The organism is Actinoplanes sp. SE50/110 (genome assembly GCF_900119315.1).
In the GTDB taxonomy this organism is placed as follows: Bacteria; Actinomycetota; Actinomycetes; order Mycobacteriales; family Micromonosporaceae; genus Actinoplanes.
Genome location: NZ_LT827010.1, coordinates 4,959,911 through 4,977,465, shown reverse-complemented (window position 1 = coordinate 4,977,465; position 17,555 = coordinate 4,959,911). Strand labels below are relative to the sequence as shown.

At 71.6% G+C, this 17,555-nt stretch carries 17 protein-coding genes; 7 read left to right on the top strand and 10 right to left on the bottom strand.

Annotated elements, in window-relative coordinates; all coding sequences use genetic code 11:
* Positions 1-89: 89 nt before the first annotated feature.
* The gene (locus ACSP50_RS22235; protein WP_014691522.1) at positions 90-569 is read left to right on the top strand and encodes a hypothetical protein; all 480 of its coding nucleotides are present in this window, start codon (positions 90-92) and stop codon (positions 567-569) included.
* Between the two features lie 75 nt (positions 570-644).
* On the opposite strand, the gene ACSP50_RS43085 is transcribed toward ACSP50_RS22235, so the two are convergent.
* Positions 645-1,103: a thioesterase family protein gene (locus tag ACSP50_RS43085; RefSeq protein WP_014691521.1), complete on the bottom strand. Its 459-nt coding sequence runs from the start codon at positions 1,101-1,103 to the stop codon at positions 645-647.
* A gap of 210 nt (positions 1,104-1,313) precedes the next feature.
* Between ACSP50_RS43085 and ACSP50_RS44640 the strand changes: the two genes are divergently transcribed.
* Entirely contained in the window at positions 1,314-1,436 is a 123-nt protein-coding gene (locus tag ACSP50_RS44640; protein WP_255344698.1) for a hypothetical protein, read from the top strand.
* Between the two features lie 9 nt (positions 1,437-1,445).
* Here the strand turns inward: ACSP50_RS44640 and ACSP50_RS22225 are convergent, their stop codons facing one another.
* The 7 genes from ACSP50_RS22225 to ACSP50_RS22200 form a co-directional block, all read right to left on the bottom strand.
* On the bottom strand, positions 1,446-2,663 hold the full coding sequence (locus tag ACSP50_RS22225; protein WP_014691520.1) for a TIGR00374 family protein: 1,218 nt from the start codon (positions 2,661-2,663) through the stop codon (positions 1,446-1,448).
* 98 nt (positions 2,664-2,761) lie between these two features.
* Entirely contained in the window at positions 2,762-3,547 is a 786-nt protein-coding gene (locus tag ACSP50_RS22220) for an ABC transporter permease (protein ID WP_014691519.1), read from the bottom strand.
* Positions 3,544-4,491, bottom strand: coding sequence for an ATP-binding cassette domain-containing protein (locus tag ACSP50_RS22215; RefSeq protein WP_043515071.1), 948 nt, complete (start codon positions 4,489-4,491; stop codon positions 3,544-3,546). The genes ACSP50_RS22220 and ACSP50_RS22215 overlap by 4 nt, the downstream gene beginning before the upstream one ends.
* A gap of 76 nt (positions 4,492-4,567) precedes the next feature.
* Positions 4,568-5,413 carry a DUF4097 family beta strand repeat-containing protein gene (locus ACSP50_RS22210; RefSeq protein WP_014691517.1) on the bottom strand — a complete coding sequence of 282 codons (846 nt, stop codon included), beginning with the start codon at positions 5,411-5,413 and terminating at the stop codon, positions 4,568-4,570.
* A 26-nt stretch (positions 5,414-5,439) separates the two neighbouring features.
* Positions 5,440-5,973: a hypothetical protein gene (locus tag ACSP50_RS22205; protein WP_014691516.1), complete on the bottom strand. Its 534-nt coding sequence runs from the start codon at positions 5,971-5,973 to the stop codon at positions 5,440-5,442.
* A 47-nt stretch (positions 5,974-6,020) separates the two neighbouring features.
* Positions 6,021-6,152, bottom strand: coding sequence for a hypothetical protein (locus ACSP50_RS44635; RefSeq protein WP_014691515.1), 132 nt, complete (start codon positions 6,150-6,152; stop codon positions 6,021-6,023).
* Positions 6,149-6,400 (bottom strand): hypothetical protein, encoded by a 252-nt coding sequence (locus tag ACSP50_RS22200; protein WP_014691514.1) that lies wholly within the window; start codon positions 6,398-6,400, stop codon positions 6,149-6,151. The genes ACSP50_RS44635 and ACSP50_RS22200 overlap by 4 nt, the downstream gene beginning before the upstream one ends.
* 60 nt (positions 6,401-6,460) lie before the next feature.
* Here ACSP50_RS22200 and ACSP50_RS22195 point away from each other — a divergent pair, with 60 nt between their 5' ends.
* Entirely contained in the window at positions 6,461-7,915 is a 1,455-nt protein-coding gene (locus ACSP50_RS22195) for a GGDEF domain-containing protein (RefSeq protein ID WP_014691513.1), read from the top strand.
* Between the two features lie 648 nt (positions 7,916-8,563).
* Complete coding sequence (locus ACSP50_RS44630) at positions 8,564-8,686, top strand: hypothetical protein (RefSeq protein ID WP_014691512.1); 123 nt, start codon at positions 8,564-8,566, stop codon at positions 8,684-8,686.
* Positions 8,687-8,732: 46 nt separating this feature from the next.
* On the opposite strand, the gene ACSP50_RS43080 is transcribed toward ACSP50_RS44630, so the two are convergent.
* Both ACSP50_RS43080 and ACSP50_RS22180 read right to left on the bottom strand, forming a co-directional pair.
* Positions 8,733-9,512, bottom strand: a complete 780-nt coding sequence (locus tag ACSP50_RS43080) for an RDD family protein (RefSeq protein WP_172898785.1) — start codon at positions 9,510-9,512, stop codon at positions 8,733-8,735.
* Positions 9,513-9,642: 130 nt separating this feature from the next.
* A complete protein-coding gene (locus ACSP50_RS22180) occupies positions 9,643-11,277 on the bottom strand; it encodes an AMP-binding protein (protein WP_014691510.1) in 1,635 nt (544 codons plus the stop codon).
* Positions 11,278-11,597: 320 nt separating this feature from the next.
* On the opposite strand from ACSP50_RS22180, the gene ACSP50_RS22175 reads away from it, so the two are divergent.
* Genes ACSP50_RS22175 through ACSP50_RS22165 form a run of 3 tightly spaced genes read left to right on the top strand, consistent with a single transcriptional unit; the run spans position 11,598 to position 17,502 of the window.
* Positions 11,598-13,169: a DUF2397 domain-containing protein gene (locus ACSP50_RS22175; RefSeq protein ID WP_014691509.1), complete on the top strand. Its 1,572-nt coding sequence runs from the start codon at positions 11,598-11,600 to the stop codon at positions 13,167-13,169.
* On the top strand, positions 13,166-14,329 hold the full coding sequence (locus ACSP50_RS22170) for a TIGR02678 family protein (RefSeq protein ID WP_014691508.1): 1,164 nt from the start codon (positions 13,166-13,168) through the stop codon (positions 14,327-14,329). Before ACSP50_RS22175 ends, ACSP50_RS22170 begins: the two co-directional genes overlap by 4 nt.
* Positions 14,326-17,502 (top strand): hypothetical protein, encoded by a 3,177-nt coding sequence (locus ACSP50_RS22165; RefSeq protein ID WP_014691507.1) that lies wholly within the window; start codon positions 14,326-14,328, stop codon positions 17,500-17,502. The genes ACSP50_RS22170 and ACSP50_RS22165 overlap by 4 nt, the downstream gene beginning before the upstream one ends.
* Positions 17,503-17,555 lie beyond the last annotated feature (53 nt).

Here is a 17,555-nt window from a genome sequence, read left to right as displayed (position 1 = left end):
GCGTCACCCGAGCGACGCGCGCGGGTTCGTCATCCACATCACTGGTTTCGGGATGATCAGGCGTGCCCGCGCTCTCTAGGCTCACGGGCATGGCATCCCCTGTCGGAGCTTGTTGGAGCTCACCTCGGCGCTCGATCGCGGACGCGTCATCGTGCGTCTGGCTGTCCCTGCACCTGTTGCTCTATTTCATGCTCGACGTCGCCACGCTCACGGCTTTGAGCGCGCCGGAAGTCGGTGGCGGGCTTCACTTCGCATCGAAAGCCCTCTACCTCTTCGGTCTGGTCCTCACTTCTGTTCTCTGGCCGCTACCGTTGCAGAGCGCTGCGCTCCTGCTGGCCGTGGGCGCGTTGGCGATTCTGCGATCCGGTGCGGGTCTGCCGAGGCCCTGGTTCCGGATTGCGGCCGTCTCGGTGTTCCTGATACTCCCTCTGCTGCTGGCCCTTCTGCTGTCCCCGGGCGACTCCGCCCCCTTCCTGCAGGTGCTCCCGATGCACATCCTGATGGGCCTGTTGGTGGTGCAACCGCGATGGCCGAACATGGTCCCCTCCCGGGACCGGCATCGATGGTGACCTGCGTGCCGAAGTTTCGGGGGCCAGCGGTCTGAAGGGGGGTCAAGGACATGGTTCGGCCGAGGAGAGTGCGCGTCAAGAGGCCGGCGTTCCGGCATGCCGGCGTGCGGCCCGCAGCGGGCTTTCCGCACCGAGCGCCTTCACCAACGGATCGGGCAACTTCACGGTGCCGTGCCCCTGGGTGGAGACGGTGGCATAGACGATGCCGCCGCTGCAAACGGTTCGACCCTCTCGGCGGAAGGCAAAGTCCAGCGTAAAGCTTGTGGACCCGATCCGGGACGTACTGATCAGGACCTCGGTGCGCTCGTGGCGTCGGACTCCCGCGGCGAAGTCCATATCGACGTGTACGACATGCACGTCGAAACCCAGACCGTGCCATTGCTGGTACGGCAAGCCCCGGCCCTCGAAGAACACATCGACGGCCTCGTCGACATGACTCAGGTACCACATGTTGAACATGACGCCCTGGCCATCGATCTCATGGAAGCGAGGGCTGAAGGAGTAGACCGGTGCGACCGCATCCTGTGTCGTCATGACTTCCTCCCGGGTTCGCAACTGTCGCCATCCGGGACCGCACCGGCTGCGATCCGCCCGCACCGCCGCCGGACGATGACTCCTCGTCCGGCGCCTGTCAACAGTACGGGGCCGAGCCTTGAACCGGGCTCCCGCCTCGTGCGGGCCGAGGTGTGACCATGACGGTTGCCGCCCCTGGCCTGCGACCGTCGACGCCTGACGACGGTAACCGTGCAGGGCCGGATCCATCGGCTGCCGAACGGCGCCCGGCTGGTCGTGCTCCTCGACGAACCGGCCACCGTTGACGGGCGGATCTGTGCCGGCGTTCACGCCCGGTGGCTGCGCGCGACGTGAGGCTCGGGGTCAGGGGGTGCCGCTGGGGCGGGGCGTAGAGGGGCGACGCGGGTGGTTGCCGGTCCACCGGGAGGGGCGGCGGCGCCGCGGTGGGACGCAGCGCTCGGGGTGCGTGCGGTCGGCGGCCGTCCGATCGGGGTGTGCGCGGTCGGCGGCCGTGGGGGTGGCCAGCCGGCGGAGGCGGAGCCAGGAGAGCCAGCCCAGGCCGATGATGAAGCCGAAGCTGACGATGCGGTAGAGGACGACGGCGGCCACCGCGGCGGGGGTGGCGACGCCGCCGGTGATCAGGCCGAGGATCAGCGCGCTGTCGATGATGCCGAAGCCGCCGGGGACGATGGTGACGCCGCCGGCCGCCATGGCGGCGCAGAAGGCGAGCAGGGTGGCGGTGATCGACGGCGGGGGCTCGCCGATGGCGCGGAAGCAGAGCCACAGGCCGAGCGCGTCGAGCAGCCAGTTGAGCACGGCGAGCAGGGACGCGGCGAAACCCATCGAGGGGCGCAGCTGCGCGGTGCGCAGCTGACCCAGGAAGGCGGAGACACGGTCGTGGCCGTCGGTGGTGGGGCGGCGGCGCAGGCGGTTGAAGGCGGCCAGCGGCGTACGCACGATGTCGGGTTTGTGAGCCAACCGCCGGGCGCCGAGGATGAGCAGCACCGTGGCCATCAGCAGGCCGAGCAGGTGGCGCCAGTCGGCGTCGCCGCCGGCGGCGAGGGCGCTGCCGGCGGTGATCGCGGCGAGCGCGCAGGAGGACAAAATGCCGCTGAGCGCGATCACCCAGGAGGCGACCGCCGGGCTGGCGCCGAAGCGGCGCATCTGCTGGTAGTTGAGCCGGGTGGAGAAGGCGGCGCCGCCCGGCAGGGTCTCGTTGAGCGAGTGCGCGGCGAAGGCGAGCCGGACGGTGTCGACGATCCGGGCCCGGACGCCGGCGGAGCGCAGCAGGTGGCGTTGCATCCGGGCGTACGCGTTCATCGAGACGACCTCGGCGAGCACCGCGAGGGTGAGCCAGCCGGGGTGTGGCCGGCGCAGGTGGTGCAGTGCGCCGGCCAGCGAGCTCCAGCCGAGGAGGAGTTCGGTGCCGAACAGGGCGACCAGGGCGAGGACCGCGGCGATCCGTAGCCGGTGGCGGCGCTGCCCGGCGACCCGTGGGGGAGTGGCGTGGACCGCCCGGACCGGTACGCGGCGGGGACTGGCCGGGCTGGGCGCCGGGGCCGCGTAGGTGGGTGCGCTCACGGGCCGCAACCTCTCGGGAGAATGCTTGGTACAGCCAAGTATCGGCACAGGCTTTCCCATAGTGCAAGTTTTCCGGGGTGGAAGAGATCTACGCCAAATCACTTGCCAGCAGCGCGCTGGTTGTACTTACGTTTGGCCCACACGTATGACAGTGCGGAGATCACCGCGCACCAGCCCAGCGCGATCAGAGCGCTGTTCCCGATCCCGGAGCCGAGCAGCAGGCCGCGCAGCGTCTCGATGACCGGGGTGAACGGCTGATACTCGGCGAACGCGCGCAGCCCCGGCGGCATCGTCGCGGTGGGGACGAAGCCGCTGCCCAGAAACGGCAGCAGGCTCAGGAACATCGGGGTGTTGCTGGCCGTCTCCACGCTGTCGGCGGCCATCCCGAGCGCCACCGCCAGCCAGATCAGTGCGAACGCGGTGGCGAGCAGGACGCCCAGCACGGCCAGCCACTCGACCGGGGTGGCGGTCGGGCGGAAGCCGATCAGCAGGGCCACGCCGAGCACCGCCACCAGGGCGATGAAGATCTGCACCAGGCTGCCCAGCACGTGCCCGGTCAGCACCGACGCCCGGGCGATCGCCATGCTGCGGAACCGGTCGACGATTCCCTCGCTCATGTCCATGGCCACCGAGATCGCGGTGCCGGCCACCGCCCCGGCCACGGTGAACAGCAGGATGCCCGGGGTCAGGTAGTCGACGTACTCGGCGCGGCCGCCGCCCAGACCGGCGCCCAGGGTGCCGCCGAAGACGTACACGAAGAGCAGTAGGAAGATCACCGGCAGCCCGATCAGCATGATCGTCAGCGAGGGGTAGCGGCGCAGGTGCAGCAGCTGCCGGCGGAACATCGTGGCGGAATCGGCGAAGGTGGTGGCGAGGGTCGTCATCGGGACTCCTGGTGGCCGGTCACGGCGAAGAAGACGTCATCGAGATCCGGGGTGTGGATGGTGAGGCTTTCCGGTTCGGCGCCGGCCGCGTCCAGCCGGGCCAGCACGGTCCGCAGCGAGCCGACGCCGCCGTCGCTGGGCACCTGCAGGGTCAGCGCGTCGTCGTCGCGGTGCACGGTGGCCAGCACCGACGCCGCCGCCGCGAGCCCGGCCGGGTCGGCGAACCGCAGCAGCAGGTGCCCGCCGGGGATCTGCCGTTTCAGCTCCGCCGGGGTGCCCTCGACGACGATCCGGCCGTGGTCGAGCACCGCGATCCGGTCGGCGAGCTGGTCCGCCTCGTCGAGGTACTGCGTGGTCAGCAGGACGGTGACGCCCTCGCCGACCAGCTCGCGGACGATCTGCCACATGGCGTGCCGGCTGCGCGGGTCCAGGCCGGTGGTCGGCTCGTCCAGAAAGATCAGTCGTGGGCTGCCGACCAGCGTCATCGCCAGGTCCAGGCGGCGCTGCTGGCCGCCGGAGAGCAGCTGCACCGGCTTGCCCGCCGACTCGCCGAGGTCGAACCGCTCGATCAGCCCGGCCACCCGGCGGCCGCCCGCGCTCCGGCCGAGGCGATGCAGGTCGGCCATCAACTTCAGATTCTCCCGTACGGTCAGCAGCCTGTCGACCGCCGCGAACTGACCGGTCAGTCCGATCGCGGCCCGCACGCCGTCCGGCTCGCGGACCAGGTCGTGCCCGGCCACCCGGACCGATCCGGCGTCCGCGGCCAGCAGCGTGGCCAGGATCCGCACCATCGTCGTCTTGCCGGCGCCGTTCGGGCCGAGCAGCGCGAACACGGTGCCCTCGGGGACCGTCAGGTCGATGTCGTCGAGCACGAGCCTGCCGCCGAAGCTCTTGCGCAGGCCGGCCACCGAGACGGCGGGCCGGGTGGTGACTGTCGCTGTCATCCGGTTCTCCAGTTTCCGGGCAGGGTCCATCGCCGGCCGGGACATGTCGTCGCCGGCCGGGAGGCCAGGGGAGGGGTCAGGCGCGGTGGATCAGGATGTCGCCGAACGAGGTGCGGGCGCGGATCTCGGCCCGCTCGTCGGTCTCGGCCGGTCCGTCGGCCGCGGTCAATTCATTTCGGATCTTGCCGTACGAGGTGTGCACGTCGAGCCGCGCCGCGGTGCCCGTGCGGACCCCCACCTCGATCCGCCCCGCCGAGCTGCGCAGCGTGGCCACCCCGCGGACCAGCTCGCGCACCTGGATGTTGCCGTTCGCGGTGTTCGCGGTGACCGGGCCGGTCGCGTGGTCGGCGCCGATGTCGCCGTTGGCCGCGTTGACCCGCAGCTCGCCGCCGGCGTGCCCGACCCAGGTGTCACCGTTGCCGTTCTTCAGCACGGCCGGGCCGGTCACCGAGTCGACCCGCAGCTTGCCGGAGCCGGTGGTGAGGTGCGCGTCGCCGGTGACCGACTCGGCGGTGGCCAGACCCATGCCGGTGGTCATGCTGAGGCTCTCGGCCTGCTCGACCCGCAGGTCACCGGCGCCGCTCCGCAGCCGGCAGGCGCCGAACGCCCCGATGCAGCGGGCGCCGCCGACGCCGAGCTTGACCTCCAGGTCGGAACCGGTGGGCACCTCGATCACCACGTCGACGGTGCCGACCCGGCCGAAGATGCCGAAGCCGGCCTGCCGTGGGCCGCGCACGATGAGCGTGCCGGAGGCGAACTCGACCCGGGTCTGCTCGGCGGCCCGGACGTCCCGGTCCTCACCGGCGGAACCGGGGGTCACGGTGACCACGGTGTCGGCCCGGTCGGAGGCGATCACGTGCAGGTCGGCGGCGACCAGGTCGGCCGAGACGGCGATCGGACCGGGGGTGTCGAAGAGGGGCATGACAGGCTCCGTTCTCCTGGAGGGGGTCACCGGACCCAGCCGGTGTAACGCTGGCCGCCGGTGGTGGAGCCGCCGGTGGCGGGGCGGGCGGTCTCGCCGTCGGCCGCGGCGGCCGCGGCGCGGATCAGCCACGTGTTGATCGAGATGCCGGCCCGGGCGGCGGCCTGCTCGACCCGGCCCTTGAGGTGCTCGGGCAGGCGCAGGCTGATCCGGACGGTGGCCTCGTCGTCGCCGGGGGCCGGAGCCGCCGGCGGGGCGGGCGGCGGCCCGGGCGCGGCGGGCGGCTCGGGCACCGGCGGCTCCGACCACGGGTCGGCCGCCGGGGCGGTGACGACGAAGGTCGGCTCGCGGTGGCGCAGCCGCAGGTCGACCGAGCCGGGCGCGAGGTCACGGGTGATCTCGGCGGCCGCCTCGGACAGGGCGTCGAGCAGAGCGAGCCGGGTCGCGGACTCCAGCGGCGCGGTCAGCCGCTCGGCGAGCTCACGAGCCTCCTCGCCACCGGCCGCGGCGGCGACGGCGAGCTCGTGCCGCAGAGCGTCGATGTACGGGCGTAGTTCCATGACGCCACTATGACATCATAGTGATGCCACGCGCAACCGGGTTGGCGTCACCAGGTGCGTTCGCCTTCCAGGGCGGCGTCCACCCACCATGGCGCCTTCATGATCGGGGACGGCGGTGCCGGGGGGAAAGCGTGCAGGTCGACGCTGCCGTCGGTGGCCGGATCGGTGTCGGCCGTCATCCGGTGATGCCGGGTGGCATCACCGATGGCACCACGGCGAAATTCGTCACCCGACCCAGGCGCCGGGCCAGGTCGATGCCGCGCGCCGCCCGCTGCAGCGGGGTCTTCGATGCCTCCAGTGCGGCCAGCCGTCGCGTGGTGGCCGGCTCGGCGGCCGTCTTCCGGTGCTGGGCGCGGACCTGGCCGGCGCCCCCGACCGCGGTCAGCCGCGGCACCAGAACGACAACGACGATCGATACCCGCTTCACGATCCGGCACCGTAGTGCCCACTGGCTCAAGCCGCCGGACCGCACGCCGATAGAGACAGTGTGCGTCTACTCGCCCTCGGGGCCGCCGCGGTCCTGTCGGCGTGGTACCTGGCCGCCCCCGGACCGCTGACCGCCCAGGTGATCACCTGCTGGGTGGCGGTCGGCTCGTACGCGTCGATGATGTCGTACTTCGCCTTCCGGGCCGGCGCGCTGATGGACCGGGCCGACCCGCGCCGCCGCTTCTGGCGCTCCCTCGGGCTCGCGGCCGCGACCTGGGCCGCGGGAGAGTGGGCGCAGATCGCGACCGCGGTGGCCGACCCGGACTCGGTCGCCGCGCTGACCGGCACCGGCATGGTCCGCACCATCGCCCTGAGCGTGGGCTGCCTCGGCCTGACCGGGGTGGTGCTCACCTATCCGGTCGGGCACCGGTCGGCCCGGGCCCGGCTCTGCTACCTCTACGACCTGGCCACCGTCGTCACCACGGCGGGCGCCTACGGCCTGTGCTGGGCGGCCTCCGCCGGCGGAGGTTCGGGGTTCGCCTACGACATGTTCACCGTCGGCGCCGCCCCGGTGGTGGCGATGCTGACCGCGTTCGCGATCGGCCGGCTCTACCTCAGCGGGGCGGCCCCGTTCCGCTGGCCGCTCGGCGTGCTCGGCCCGTTCGCCGCCGGCGTCGAGGGACTCGCCCGCGGACTCGGCCCCGAACTGGTCAGAAGCGGGCACCCCGGGGTGATCTTCGCACTCACCGTCACCGCGCACGCGCTGCTGATGATGGCCGCGTGGGCGCAGTACCGGACCGTGCACGTGCTGCCCGACCGGGTGCGGGACCGCCCGTACAGCCTGCTGCCCTATGTCGCACTGGCCGCCGGTTTCGCCCTGCTGGTCGGCACGCTGGCGTTCGACGGCCTGGACCGGCGCGCCTGGATCGCGGTCGCCGGCGTGGTCATCGGCACCGGCATCGTGGTGGCCCGGCAGCTCACCGCGTTCGTCGCCAACGCCGAACTGCTCGCCGAACGCGACGCCCTCGCCGGCCGCCTGCACACCATGGCGTTCACCGACAGCCTCACCGGACTGAGCAACCGCGCCCTGTTCCTCGACCGGCTCGGCGCCGCGTCCCGGGCCGGCGTCCTGCTGATCGACCTCGACGACTTCAAACCCGTCAATGACGTGTACGGGCACGCCGCCGGTGACGCCGTCCTCGTCGAAGTCGCCGCCCGTCTGCGGGCGGCGACCGGCCCGGACCAGGTGGCGGCACGCTTCGGCGGCGACGAGTTCGCGGTCCTGGCCACCGACGCGACCGCCGGTGACCTGGCCGCGCTGGCCGAACGGATCGTCCAGGCGGTCGGCGAGCCGTGCCGGCTGCCGGACGGCCGACACGTGCGGGTGCACGCCAGCATCGGTGTGGCGACCGGCGACGGGCGGGACGCGACCGCCCTGCTGCACGCCGCGGACCAGGCGATGTATGCCGCGAAGTGCGGGGGCAAGGGCTCCTATCGGCTGGCCCCGACGGGCTGATCGTCGGCCGTCGGCGTTTCGTCGTCGGTCGGGGGCCGGCCGCCGCTTTCTCGTCGTCGGTCGGGTGGCCCGCCGCCGCTTTCTCGTCGTCGGTCGGGTAGCGGGCCGCCGCTTTCCCGTCATCGGTCGGTTCCAGGGTGTAGCGGCGGAAGACGAGTGCGGCGGGGGCGAAGCCGGCCAGCATCCAGGACGCCATCGTGAGCATCGTCGATGTGGTGGCCTGACCTCGCCGCCTCGCCGCCTCGCCGCCTCGCCGCCTCGCCGCCTCGCCGCCTCGCCGCCTCGCCGCCTCGCCGGCTGGCTGGATTGTTGCGTTCGCCGATCCGCCCGGCCGGTGCCGAGGGACCAGCGTCGGCCGGGTGGTGCCGAGGGATCAGCGCGCCGGCCGGCCGGTGTCGAGGGACCAGCGTCGGCCGGGTGGTGCCGAGGGATCAGCGCGCCGGCCGGCCGGTGTCGAGGGACCGGCCGGCCGGATCGGTAGGACGCGACTACTCGGTGCGCAGCGCGGTGGCGGTGCGGGTGCGGGCCGCCCAGCCCGCCGGGAGCAGGGCGGTCACGGTGGGCGGTCGTACACCGCAAGCATGGTGTCGGGCAGGTGCAGGCCGCCGCTGCCGGTCATGGCCGGGACGACCAGGATACCGGCCGTTCGTGCTGCTGGCGCCCCTGGTCGCGGCTCGGATCCTGGGGAAGGTGAGCCTGCGCGACCGGGTCGAGGCCGTGGTGACGGCATACGAGACGGGGCCGGTCAGCCCCGGCCCGCCCACGGAGTAGCGGCTTTCGGCCGGCCTGCGCCGCGATGGGCACAGGCCGGCCGGGATCAGCCGACCTTGATGACCTGGGTGCCGCCGGCGAACTTGTCGAACCAGTGCTGGCGCTGCGGGTCGCTGTTGATGCCGACCGCGGTCAGAACGGCCGCAGCGATCGCGGCCAGCACGCTGATGACGGGACCGAGGATCGGGACGATGTTCAGGATGGCGAGGCCCGCGTAGATGTTGCGGCGGATGGCCTGCTCCAACGTCGGGTTGCTGGCCCGGTCGGGACCGTACACCCGGAGCTTCATCACCTGCTTGCCGATCGTCTGCCCCTGGCTGGACTCCATGTAGGCGAAGTAGCCCAGGAAAAGGACCGCATCCACGACCGCCGAGAGGAAGGTGCTGAGGAACCAGGAGTTCGACAGGATCCCGAGGATGACGCTGATGACGCTGACCACGATGGCGACGATGACGCCGTCGATGAGCCGGGCGACGAACCGGTCGATCAGGTTGCCGGGCTGGCCGACGCCGGTCCCGGGCGCGCCGTACGGGGCCTTCCCGTATTCGGGCTGCTGGTAGCCGGGCTGGCCGTAGCCCGGCTGCTGGCCGTAGCCGGGCTGCTGGCCGTAGCCGGGCGGCGGGGGCGGCGGCTGCTGACCGTAACCGGGCGGGGGCGGCGGCTGCTGACCGTAGCCCGGCTGCTGCCCGTAGCCGGGCGGCGGAGGCGGCGGCTGCTGGCCGTAACCGGGCTGCTGGTAGCCGGGCTGCTGGCCGTAGCCGGGCGGGGGCGGGGGCTGCTGCCCGTAAGCCGGCTGCTGCCCGTCGAACGGATCGGGGCTGCTCATTACGTTTTTCCATTTCTGGTAGGTTTGGCTCGATTGCGGCGCGCGTCCTTCGGAAAAAGACCGCTCACCGTTCCCGGGGCTTCACGTGAACGCACATCGTGCCATGATCGAGGACGTCCGAGGAATCGGGTCAGACATCTGACTTGCTGGTCAGGGCCAGCTCGCGGGTGGAGATATCGCGCATTTCGACTTTGCGGACCTTTCCGGTGACGGTCGTCGGGAATTCGTCCACCAGCCGCACGTACCGCGGAATCTTGAAGTGAGCCAGCCGCCCGGCGCAGAAAGCGCGGACATTCGCCGCGTCCAGCGGCGTCGCGCCGGGGCGCATCCGGATCCACGCCATCACCTCCTCGCCGAACTTCTCGTCCGGGACGCCGATCACCTGCACGTCCACCACGTCCGGATGGGTCAGCAGGAACTCCTCGACCTCGCGCGGATAGACGTTCTCCCCGCCGCGGATCACCATGTCCTTGATCCGGCCGGTGATCCGCAGATAGCCGTCGGCGTCCATCTCGGCCAGGTCGCCGGTGTGCATCCAGCCGTCCGCGTCCACCGCCTCGGCCGTCTTCTCCGGCTGCCCCCAGTAACCGAGCATCACCGAGTAGCCGCGGGTGCACAGCTCGCCGGACTCGCCGATCGGCACCGTCGCACCGGCCGGGTCGACGACCTTGACCTGCAGGTGCGGGCCCACCCGGCCGACCGTCGACACCCGGCGGGTGAGGCTGTCGTCGGGGCGGGTCTGGCAGGAGACCGGTGACGTCTCGGTCATCCCGTAGCAGATCGACACCTCGGTCATGCCCATCCGGTCGATCACCTGCTTCATCGTCTCCACCGGGCAGGGGGAGCCGGCCATGATGCCGGTGCGCAGCGACGACAGGTCGTACCCGGCGAAGTCCGGGTGGTGCAGCATGGCGATGAACATGGTCGGCACGCCGTACAGCGAGGTGCATTTCTCCTCGGCGACGGCCCGCAGCGTCAGCGCGGGGTCGAAGCCCGGCGCCGGGATGACCATGGCGGCGCCGTGGCTGGTCGCCGCCAGGTTGCCCATCACCATGCCGAAGCAGTGGTAGAACGGCACCGGGATGCAGATCCGGTCCGCCGCCGTGTAGTCGATCAACTCGCCGACGAGGAAACCGTTGTTCAGGATGTTGCGGTGTGACAGCGTGGCGCCCTTGGGGAAGCCGGTCGTCCCCGACGTGTACTGGATGTTGATCGGGTCGTCCGGGTGCAGGGTGCCGCCGATCGCGTCGAGAACCCCCGGCTCCGGCGCGGTGCCGGTCAGCGCGGTCCACTGCTCCTGACCGATCAGGACCACGTCGATCAGGTCCGGGCACTCGTCGCGCACCTCGTCGATCATCGCGGCGTAGTCGGACGTCTTGAACGACGGCGCGGCGATCAGGGTGCGAACCCCGGACTGGCGCAGCACGTAGCTCAACTCGTGGGTCCGGTACGCCGGGTTGACGGTGACCAGGATGGCGCCGAGGCGAGCCGTCGCATACTGCAGGAACACCCACTCCGGGCAGTTCGGGGCCCAGATGCCGACCCGGTCACCCGTGCCGACCCCGAGTGCGCGCAGGCCGAGCGCGACGGCGTCGACCGTGGCGGTGAGCTCGGCATAGGTCCAGCGCCGCCCGGACACCACGTCGACCAGGGCCTCCCGCTCGGCGTAGCGGGCGGTGGTGGCCACGAGGTCGGCGCCGATCGTCCGGTCCAGCAGCGGCGGCTCCGCCGGTCCGGTGCTGATACTGAGCTGCTGCTGCACCACGAGTGCCTCCCCGGATGGTGGTCCAAGCCACATCTTGACCCGCCGCGCCGCAACGGTCCACCCCCGGCCGGGCCGGCTCCGGGATGTCCCGGCCGACAAGTGTCAAGGAGTGGACAGTTGTCCCGCCCCGAGCGGAACGGTGATGTTGAGTGGTGCCGTGACTGCACAACGCCATCAGTTGATCATGGTGGGTTTTGTCACCTGGACGAACCCGCCAGGCGGGAACTGCCGCAACCAGCTTTTATGCTCGCCGAACGGCAGCTCGCCCGGTCCGCATGTCGCAGGCATGAGCGCGCGGTCGGACTGCGGCGAAGAAAGGGATGCGGGTGCGGCCGGACAGTTCCGAGGACGATGACGACGAACGTCCCGCTGCGGGCCTCGACCTGTGGCAGCTCGCCGGCCTCCCCGGCGGCCTGCTGCAGGCAAGCTATCTGACCAGCCGGTTTGCGGCGCAGTACCGGCTGATCGTGGACGTGCTGCTGGCCGAGCAGGAACACACGCTGACCGGCGTCGCCGCCACCGAACTGCCCGATCTGCTGCGCAGGCGCCTGCGCCACCTCGGCGTCGACACGGCCCTGCTCGATGATCCCGGCTTCCGGCTCAAGGAACGGATGGCCCGGCTCGAACGCTGGGGTGTGGTGTACACGTTCCAGGACAAAGCCGTCCGGGACGCTGAATTCGTCCTCGACCGAGACCGGTACCAGCTGACCGAGACCGTCGCCCAGCTGCACCGGGCAATCACCTCGCTCGGGGATGACAGCGCGGCCGAAGCCGCCGCCACTCTCGCCCCCGGCATCCTGACCGCGAACCTGAACCTGCTGTACGAGTACGCCCGCACCGACCCGGCCGCAGCCGCCGCAGCCTGGTCGGTGATCGCCACCACGCATCAGTCGATGGTGAAAGCCGCCGCCGGCTGGCAGGCCCGCCTCGCCGGGGCCCTGGCCGGGGCCCCGACGCCGGAAAAGATCACCACCGTGCAGGAGACGCTGCGCCGCTACGTCGACATGTGGGGCGCCGGCATCGACACCCACTCCGACACGATCACCACCCGTGCCGGGAAACTCGCCCTGCTCCCGGCTGGGGTGTGGCGGCGCATCGCCGTACACACCCTCGGCACCAACGCCGACAACCCGGCGATCGACGCCTTGGTCGACACTCACCAGCACACCCTGCAAACGCTGCGGCGCTGGTTCGACGGCCCGGACTGCCAGGCCCGCAAACTACGCCGGCAGATGCGCGACACGATCGGGCCGCTCCTGCGCGGGCAGCGCACCCTTGCCGCGGTCGGCGGGCACGTCTCCCGGCGTGCCGAACTGCTCGCCCTGGCGGCACGCCTGGAATCAGCCGCCGACGACCACGCCGCCTGGCGACTGTGGTGCGCCGCCACCGGGCTTTTCTCCGCCCGGCACCTACCGGGCGAGACGAACCCGCCGGCCGGCAGCGCCGGCGCGGTGTCGTTCTGGGAAGCCGACCCGGTCCCGATCGAAGCACGGCTGCGTAAACAAGGCCCCAAAGCCGTGACCGGCACCGCAGCCCGCATCGCCGACCGCACGGGCGCCAAACGCGCCGCCCGGGAACGTGCTGCCCGCATGGCAGCGCACGCCGCGCTCACCGAAGCCGCGATCCTCGCCCGGTCCGGGCAGCGACTCTCGCAATGGCGCAACGTAAGCGCCGATGAGCTGCAGATGCTGCTCGTTCTGCTGGCCACGATCGCCGCAGCCCGCCCCGACCCGACCGGCATCAGGTCGGCGACCACCGGCGACGCGCGCTGGCTGCTGCACGCCGACCCGCCACCAGACGGCGCACCCGCCGCGATCGTGCACACCCCCGACGGACGCCTGGTCCACCCCGACATCGCCCTGCACATCACCCCGGCCGGGAGCCGCCCGTGAACACCGCGACCTCCGCCGTCGAAAAGCAGGCCCAGCAGGCATTCCTCGGTCTGCTCGCCCAACCCCTGATCACCCCGGCCACCAACCGGATCCTGCACCGGCACGTGCTGCGCCACCAACGCCAGATCACCGACCACGCTCGCCGCGCCGGCTACCGCATCCAACGCGTCGGCCGCGCCGTCCGTCTCATCCGGGTACCGATCGGCGGACAGGTCACCGCACCACCACGCCCCGCCGGCGCGCCCGGCCGGCGACTGCTGGCACTGGCGTGCTGCCTCGCCGCCTGCTGTGAAGAAGTCTCGACCACCGTCACCCTGCAGCAGCTGTCCGACATGGTCCGCGACCTGACCGGCGCCGCCGGGTCCACCGTCACCGGCTACGACCCGGAACTGAAACCGCAACGGCGGCTGCTGCGTGACGCCGCCACCCTGCTCGCCGACTGGGGAGTGCTACGCCGCCGCACCAGCGACGAAATGCTGCTCGACTGGACCGAAGACGGTGCCGGGCCCGGCGCCGGCTATGACGTCGACCGGGACGCCCTGCTGCTGATGACCAGCCCCGACGTCCTGGCCGCGGCCCTGCACACCGCCGCGGCCGATGCTGAGCAGCTGGCCGCGACCCGCACCGTGCGGCAGCTGCGAGAGCTGCTGGAAACCCCCGCCGTCGTCTACGCCGACCTCGACGAACACGACGCCGACGCGCTGCGCAAAGCCCGCGGCCTGCGCACCGCCGATCTGGCGCAGATGACCGGCGGCACGGTGGAAGCGCGCGCCGAGGGCCTGCTCCTCGTCCTACCGGATGATCCCGACCGGCAGCCGAGCGTCGTCGACTGGCCCCGCGCCCGCGCCGCGGACTGGGTCGCGCTGCTGATGGCCGACCTCGCCGGCCGCCACGGCGCCCGGACCTCCACCGGCACGGTCCGACTGACCGGCACACAGGTCGACGAGGTCGTCGACGACCTTGTGGCATGGCGCGGCGACTACATGTCGAAAGACCAGAAAACCGTGCCCGGCAGCGTGCGCGCCGACGCCGAAACGATCCTGACCGAACTCGGCCTGCTCCAGGTCGGCGCCGACGGCTCGTGGACGTTGTCACCGGTCGCAGGGCGTTACCGGGACCCCGACATCACCCTGATCGACACCACGGAGCCCACCCGATGACGATGATCGACCTGCCCGCGCCGGGGCCGGCCGCCACCGACGAGCAACTGGCCGCCTGGCGTGACGCCGTGACCACCGCCGGACTCCCCGCCCCGTCCCGCAGCCGCTGGCAGGTCCTGCGCGCAGGCGTGATCGGACTGTGGGAATTCGACGTCGCCGAGTACTGGTTCGCTGACGGCCGGGCCCAGTTCGTCGGCCAGAACCAGTCCGGCAAGTCCACCATGATGGCCTTGACCACGCTGCTCATGCTCGCCGGCAGCCTCGACCGCAAGTACGTCGACACCTTCGGCGAGTCCGAGAAGGAATACCGGTACTACGTCGAACCCGTCACCGACGACCGGGACCGGCGTGACGCCTCCACCTCGACCAACCGGGGCTGGGCCTGGGTCGAATACGGCCGCGTCGGCCCGCTCGGCGCCCCCGAATTCTTCACCACCATGCTCTACACCCAGACCAAACGCGGCGTGAAGCAGATGACCCGGGCCTGGGTCGTCTGCCGCGGCACCGCCCGCGTCCGCGACGGCCTGGACCTGGCCGTCGGACAGGCGGTCACCGAGCCCAGGGAACTCGAGGGCGTCGACGGGCTCACTGTCTACCCGAAGGGCGCGGACTACACCGAGCGGCTCGCCACCGACCTGTTCGGCTTCGACGACACCGAACGCTATGCGACCGTGATCGAGATGCTGAAGGTGCTGCGTACCCCACACCTGGGGCAGAAACTCGACCCGGCCTGGTTCACCTCCCAGATCCGTTCCGCGCTTCCGCCGGTCGCGAAAAGCGAGGTGACCGAGCTGGCCAACGGCTGGCAGGAACTCGAACAGCTGGCCCACGACCGTGACCACGCCGACGAAGCCCGCAAGGCGATCACCGTCTACCTCAACCGGGCGTGGCGGCCCTGGGCCGATGCCGTCCTGCGGCTGCACGCCGACACACTGATCGCCGCTGACGCTGCGTTCATCAAGGCCGGCGACGACGCCACCGCGGCGGAAAGGAAGCTTGAGCAGGCGCGCGCCCGCCTCAACGAGGAGACTCAGAACACCATCGACCTGGAGAAGGCCCTCGGACGGACCCGCGCCGACCTGATGCAGCTGCTGCGCTCATCGGCGTACACGACCGCCGTTGACCGCGCCGACGACGCGAAACGCCTGCGCGCCGACGCCAACGCCGCTGCTGAGCGCGCCCGCAAGGCCACCGCCCAACTGGCCACGACCCGCGTTGACCTGCAGAAGGCAACCGGCCGTCGCGACACGACCCGGGCAGAGCTCGGCGTTGCCCGAGACGAGGTCGAGATCGCGGGCGGGCACGCTGTCGAGGCCGCCACCGCCGCCGGGCTCGGCGAACACGCACCGGCCTGGGCAGCCGCCGGCGACGTGGACCGGTTCGACGCCGCAATCGCCAACCGCCGCGGGCAAGTCGCCGCTCTCCGCAAACTCATCCGCGCCGCCAGCACCGCCGCCGCGACCTGGAACACCCTCGACGACCTGGCGCAGAAGGCGCAAACCGAACTCCACAATCGGACGGCCGCAGCCACCGCCACCGAGAATGCTCTGCAGCAAGCGGTGCAGACGCTGTCGGACGACCTGGAACGCTGGGCTTCGGCACTCGACGAATGGGCGCCACCGACCGAGATCCGCACCCAGTGGATCACCGCCGTCACCGACCAGACCCGCGTCGAGCGGCCCCGGGAACTGCTCACCGCCCTGCTGACCCACCAGTGGCTCGAACCGGTCACCGTACCGCTGATCACCCGCGCCGCCGACCTGCGCGCCGCCGCGAAAACGGCCACCCACCAAGCAGCCGCGGCGGACGCCGAAGCTGACCGGCTCGCCGCCGCCGGCGACCCCATCCCGAGCCCGCCGGCCCGCTGGACCCGCCGTGAACGCCCCGCCTTCCCCACAGCGGCGGGCGCCCCGCTGTGGCGACTGCTCGATCCGGTCGACGATCTCGACCCCGCCGTCCTCGACCATGTCGAGGCGGCCCTGGCCGCCGCGGGCCTGCTCGACACCTGGGTCACTCCCGACGGCACCTTCAACCCCGAGCACGGTGCCGACGTCGTCATCACCACCGGCACCCTGCCTGCCGCGACAACCTCGCTGGCCGCCGTTCTCCAACCCGCCGAAGACGCCGCCACCCTCACCGAGGCCGTCACGAAGGTCCTCCACGGCATCGGCTACACCCCTGACGGCCCGCTCACCACGACCGTGTGCCTCGCCGCCGACGGACGCTGGCAAACCACCGCCGCAGCCGGCCGGGCAGCGCCCGCCGAACACGGCGCTGCATTGATCGGCACCGCCGCCCGCGCCGCGACCCGCCGCCGCAACATCGCAGAACTACGCGCACGGGCCACCGCGTTCCGCGACGAAGCGCAGCGCCTCGCCGGTGAAGCAGACACCGTCAGCACCCGCGTCACCAGCCTGCGCGCCATCGCCGGACAGGCACCCACCGACGCCGACGTGGTCGCTGCCGCCGCCGCTCACACTGCCGCGACCGCCGAAGCCGAGAAGGCCGGCACCGCCCACCGCGACGCCCGCAGCCGCGAGGCGCATGCCCGCACCCTGTCGCAGGAGAAGTCAGCAGAGGTCACCCGCTACGGCACCGACAACCGGCTGCCCACCGGAGAAGAACACCTTGACGCACTTGCCGCGGCCCTCGACACCACCGCCACCGCCGCCGGCACCCTGAGGCTGGCACTGCGCGGGCTCACCGCCGCCACCGCTGCCGCAACCGATGCCGCCGACCGGTTCATCACCGAAGAGGATCGGGTCAGCGCCGCTACCACCCTCGCCGAGGACGAAGCGGCAGCCGCCGAACTGGCCGACACGAACGCGACCCTGGCCGAACAATTCGTGGACGCCGACGCTCAACAGCTGTTCGCCCAGGCCGAGGAACTCGAACGCAGAGTCGAGGAATACGGCCCGTCGATCTCAGCCAGCCGACGCGAAGGCCTGGCCCGCTCCAAAGAGGCAGGCGAAGCCGAGAACGCCTGGAAGAGCGCCTGCAAGGACCACACCGCAGCCGGTGAACACCGCGACGTCGCAGCCACCGCCTGGTGGACCCCCGTCGACGCCGGTCTCACCACCGCCCGCAACCTGCCCACCCCGGACAGCCGCGACCTGCCCGCCGCGCTAGCTGTACTGACCACGGACGTTGGTGACGGGGAGATCTTGAAATAGGTGAGGGCCTTCGGGTTCGGTGTGGATTGCGACGTCCTACCCCGAACCTGCGG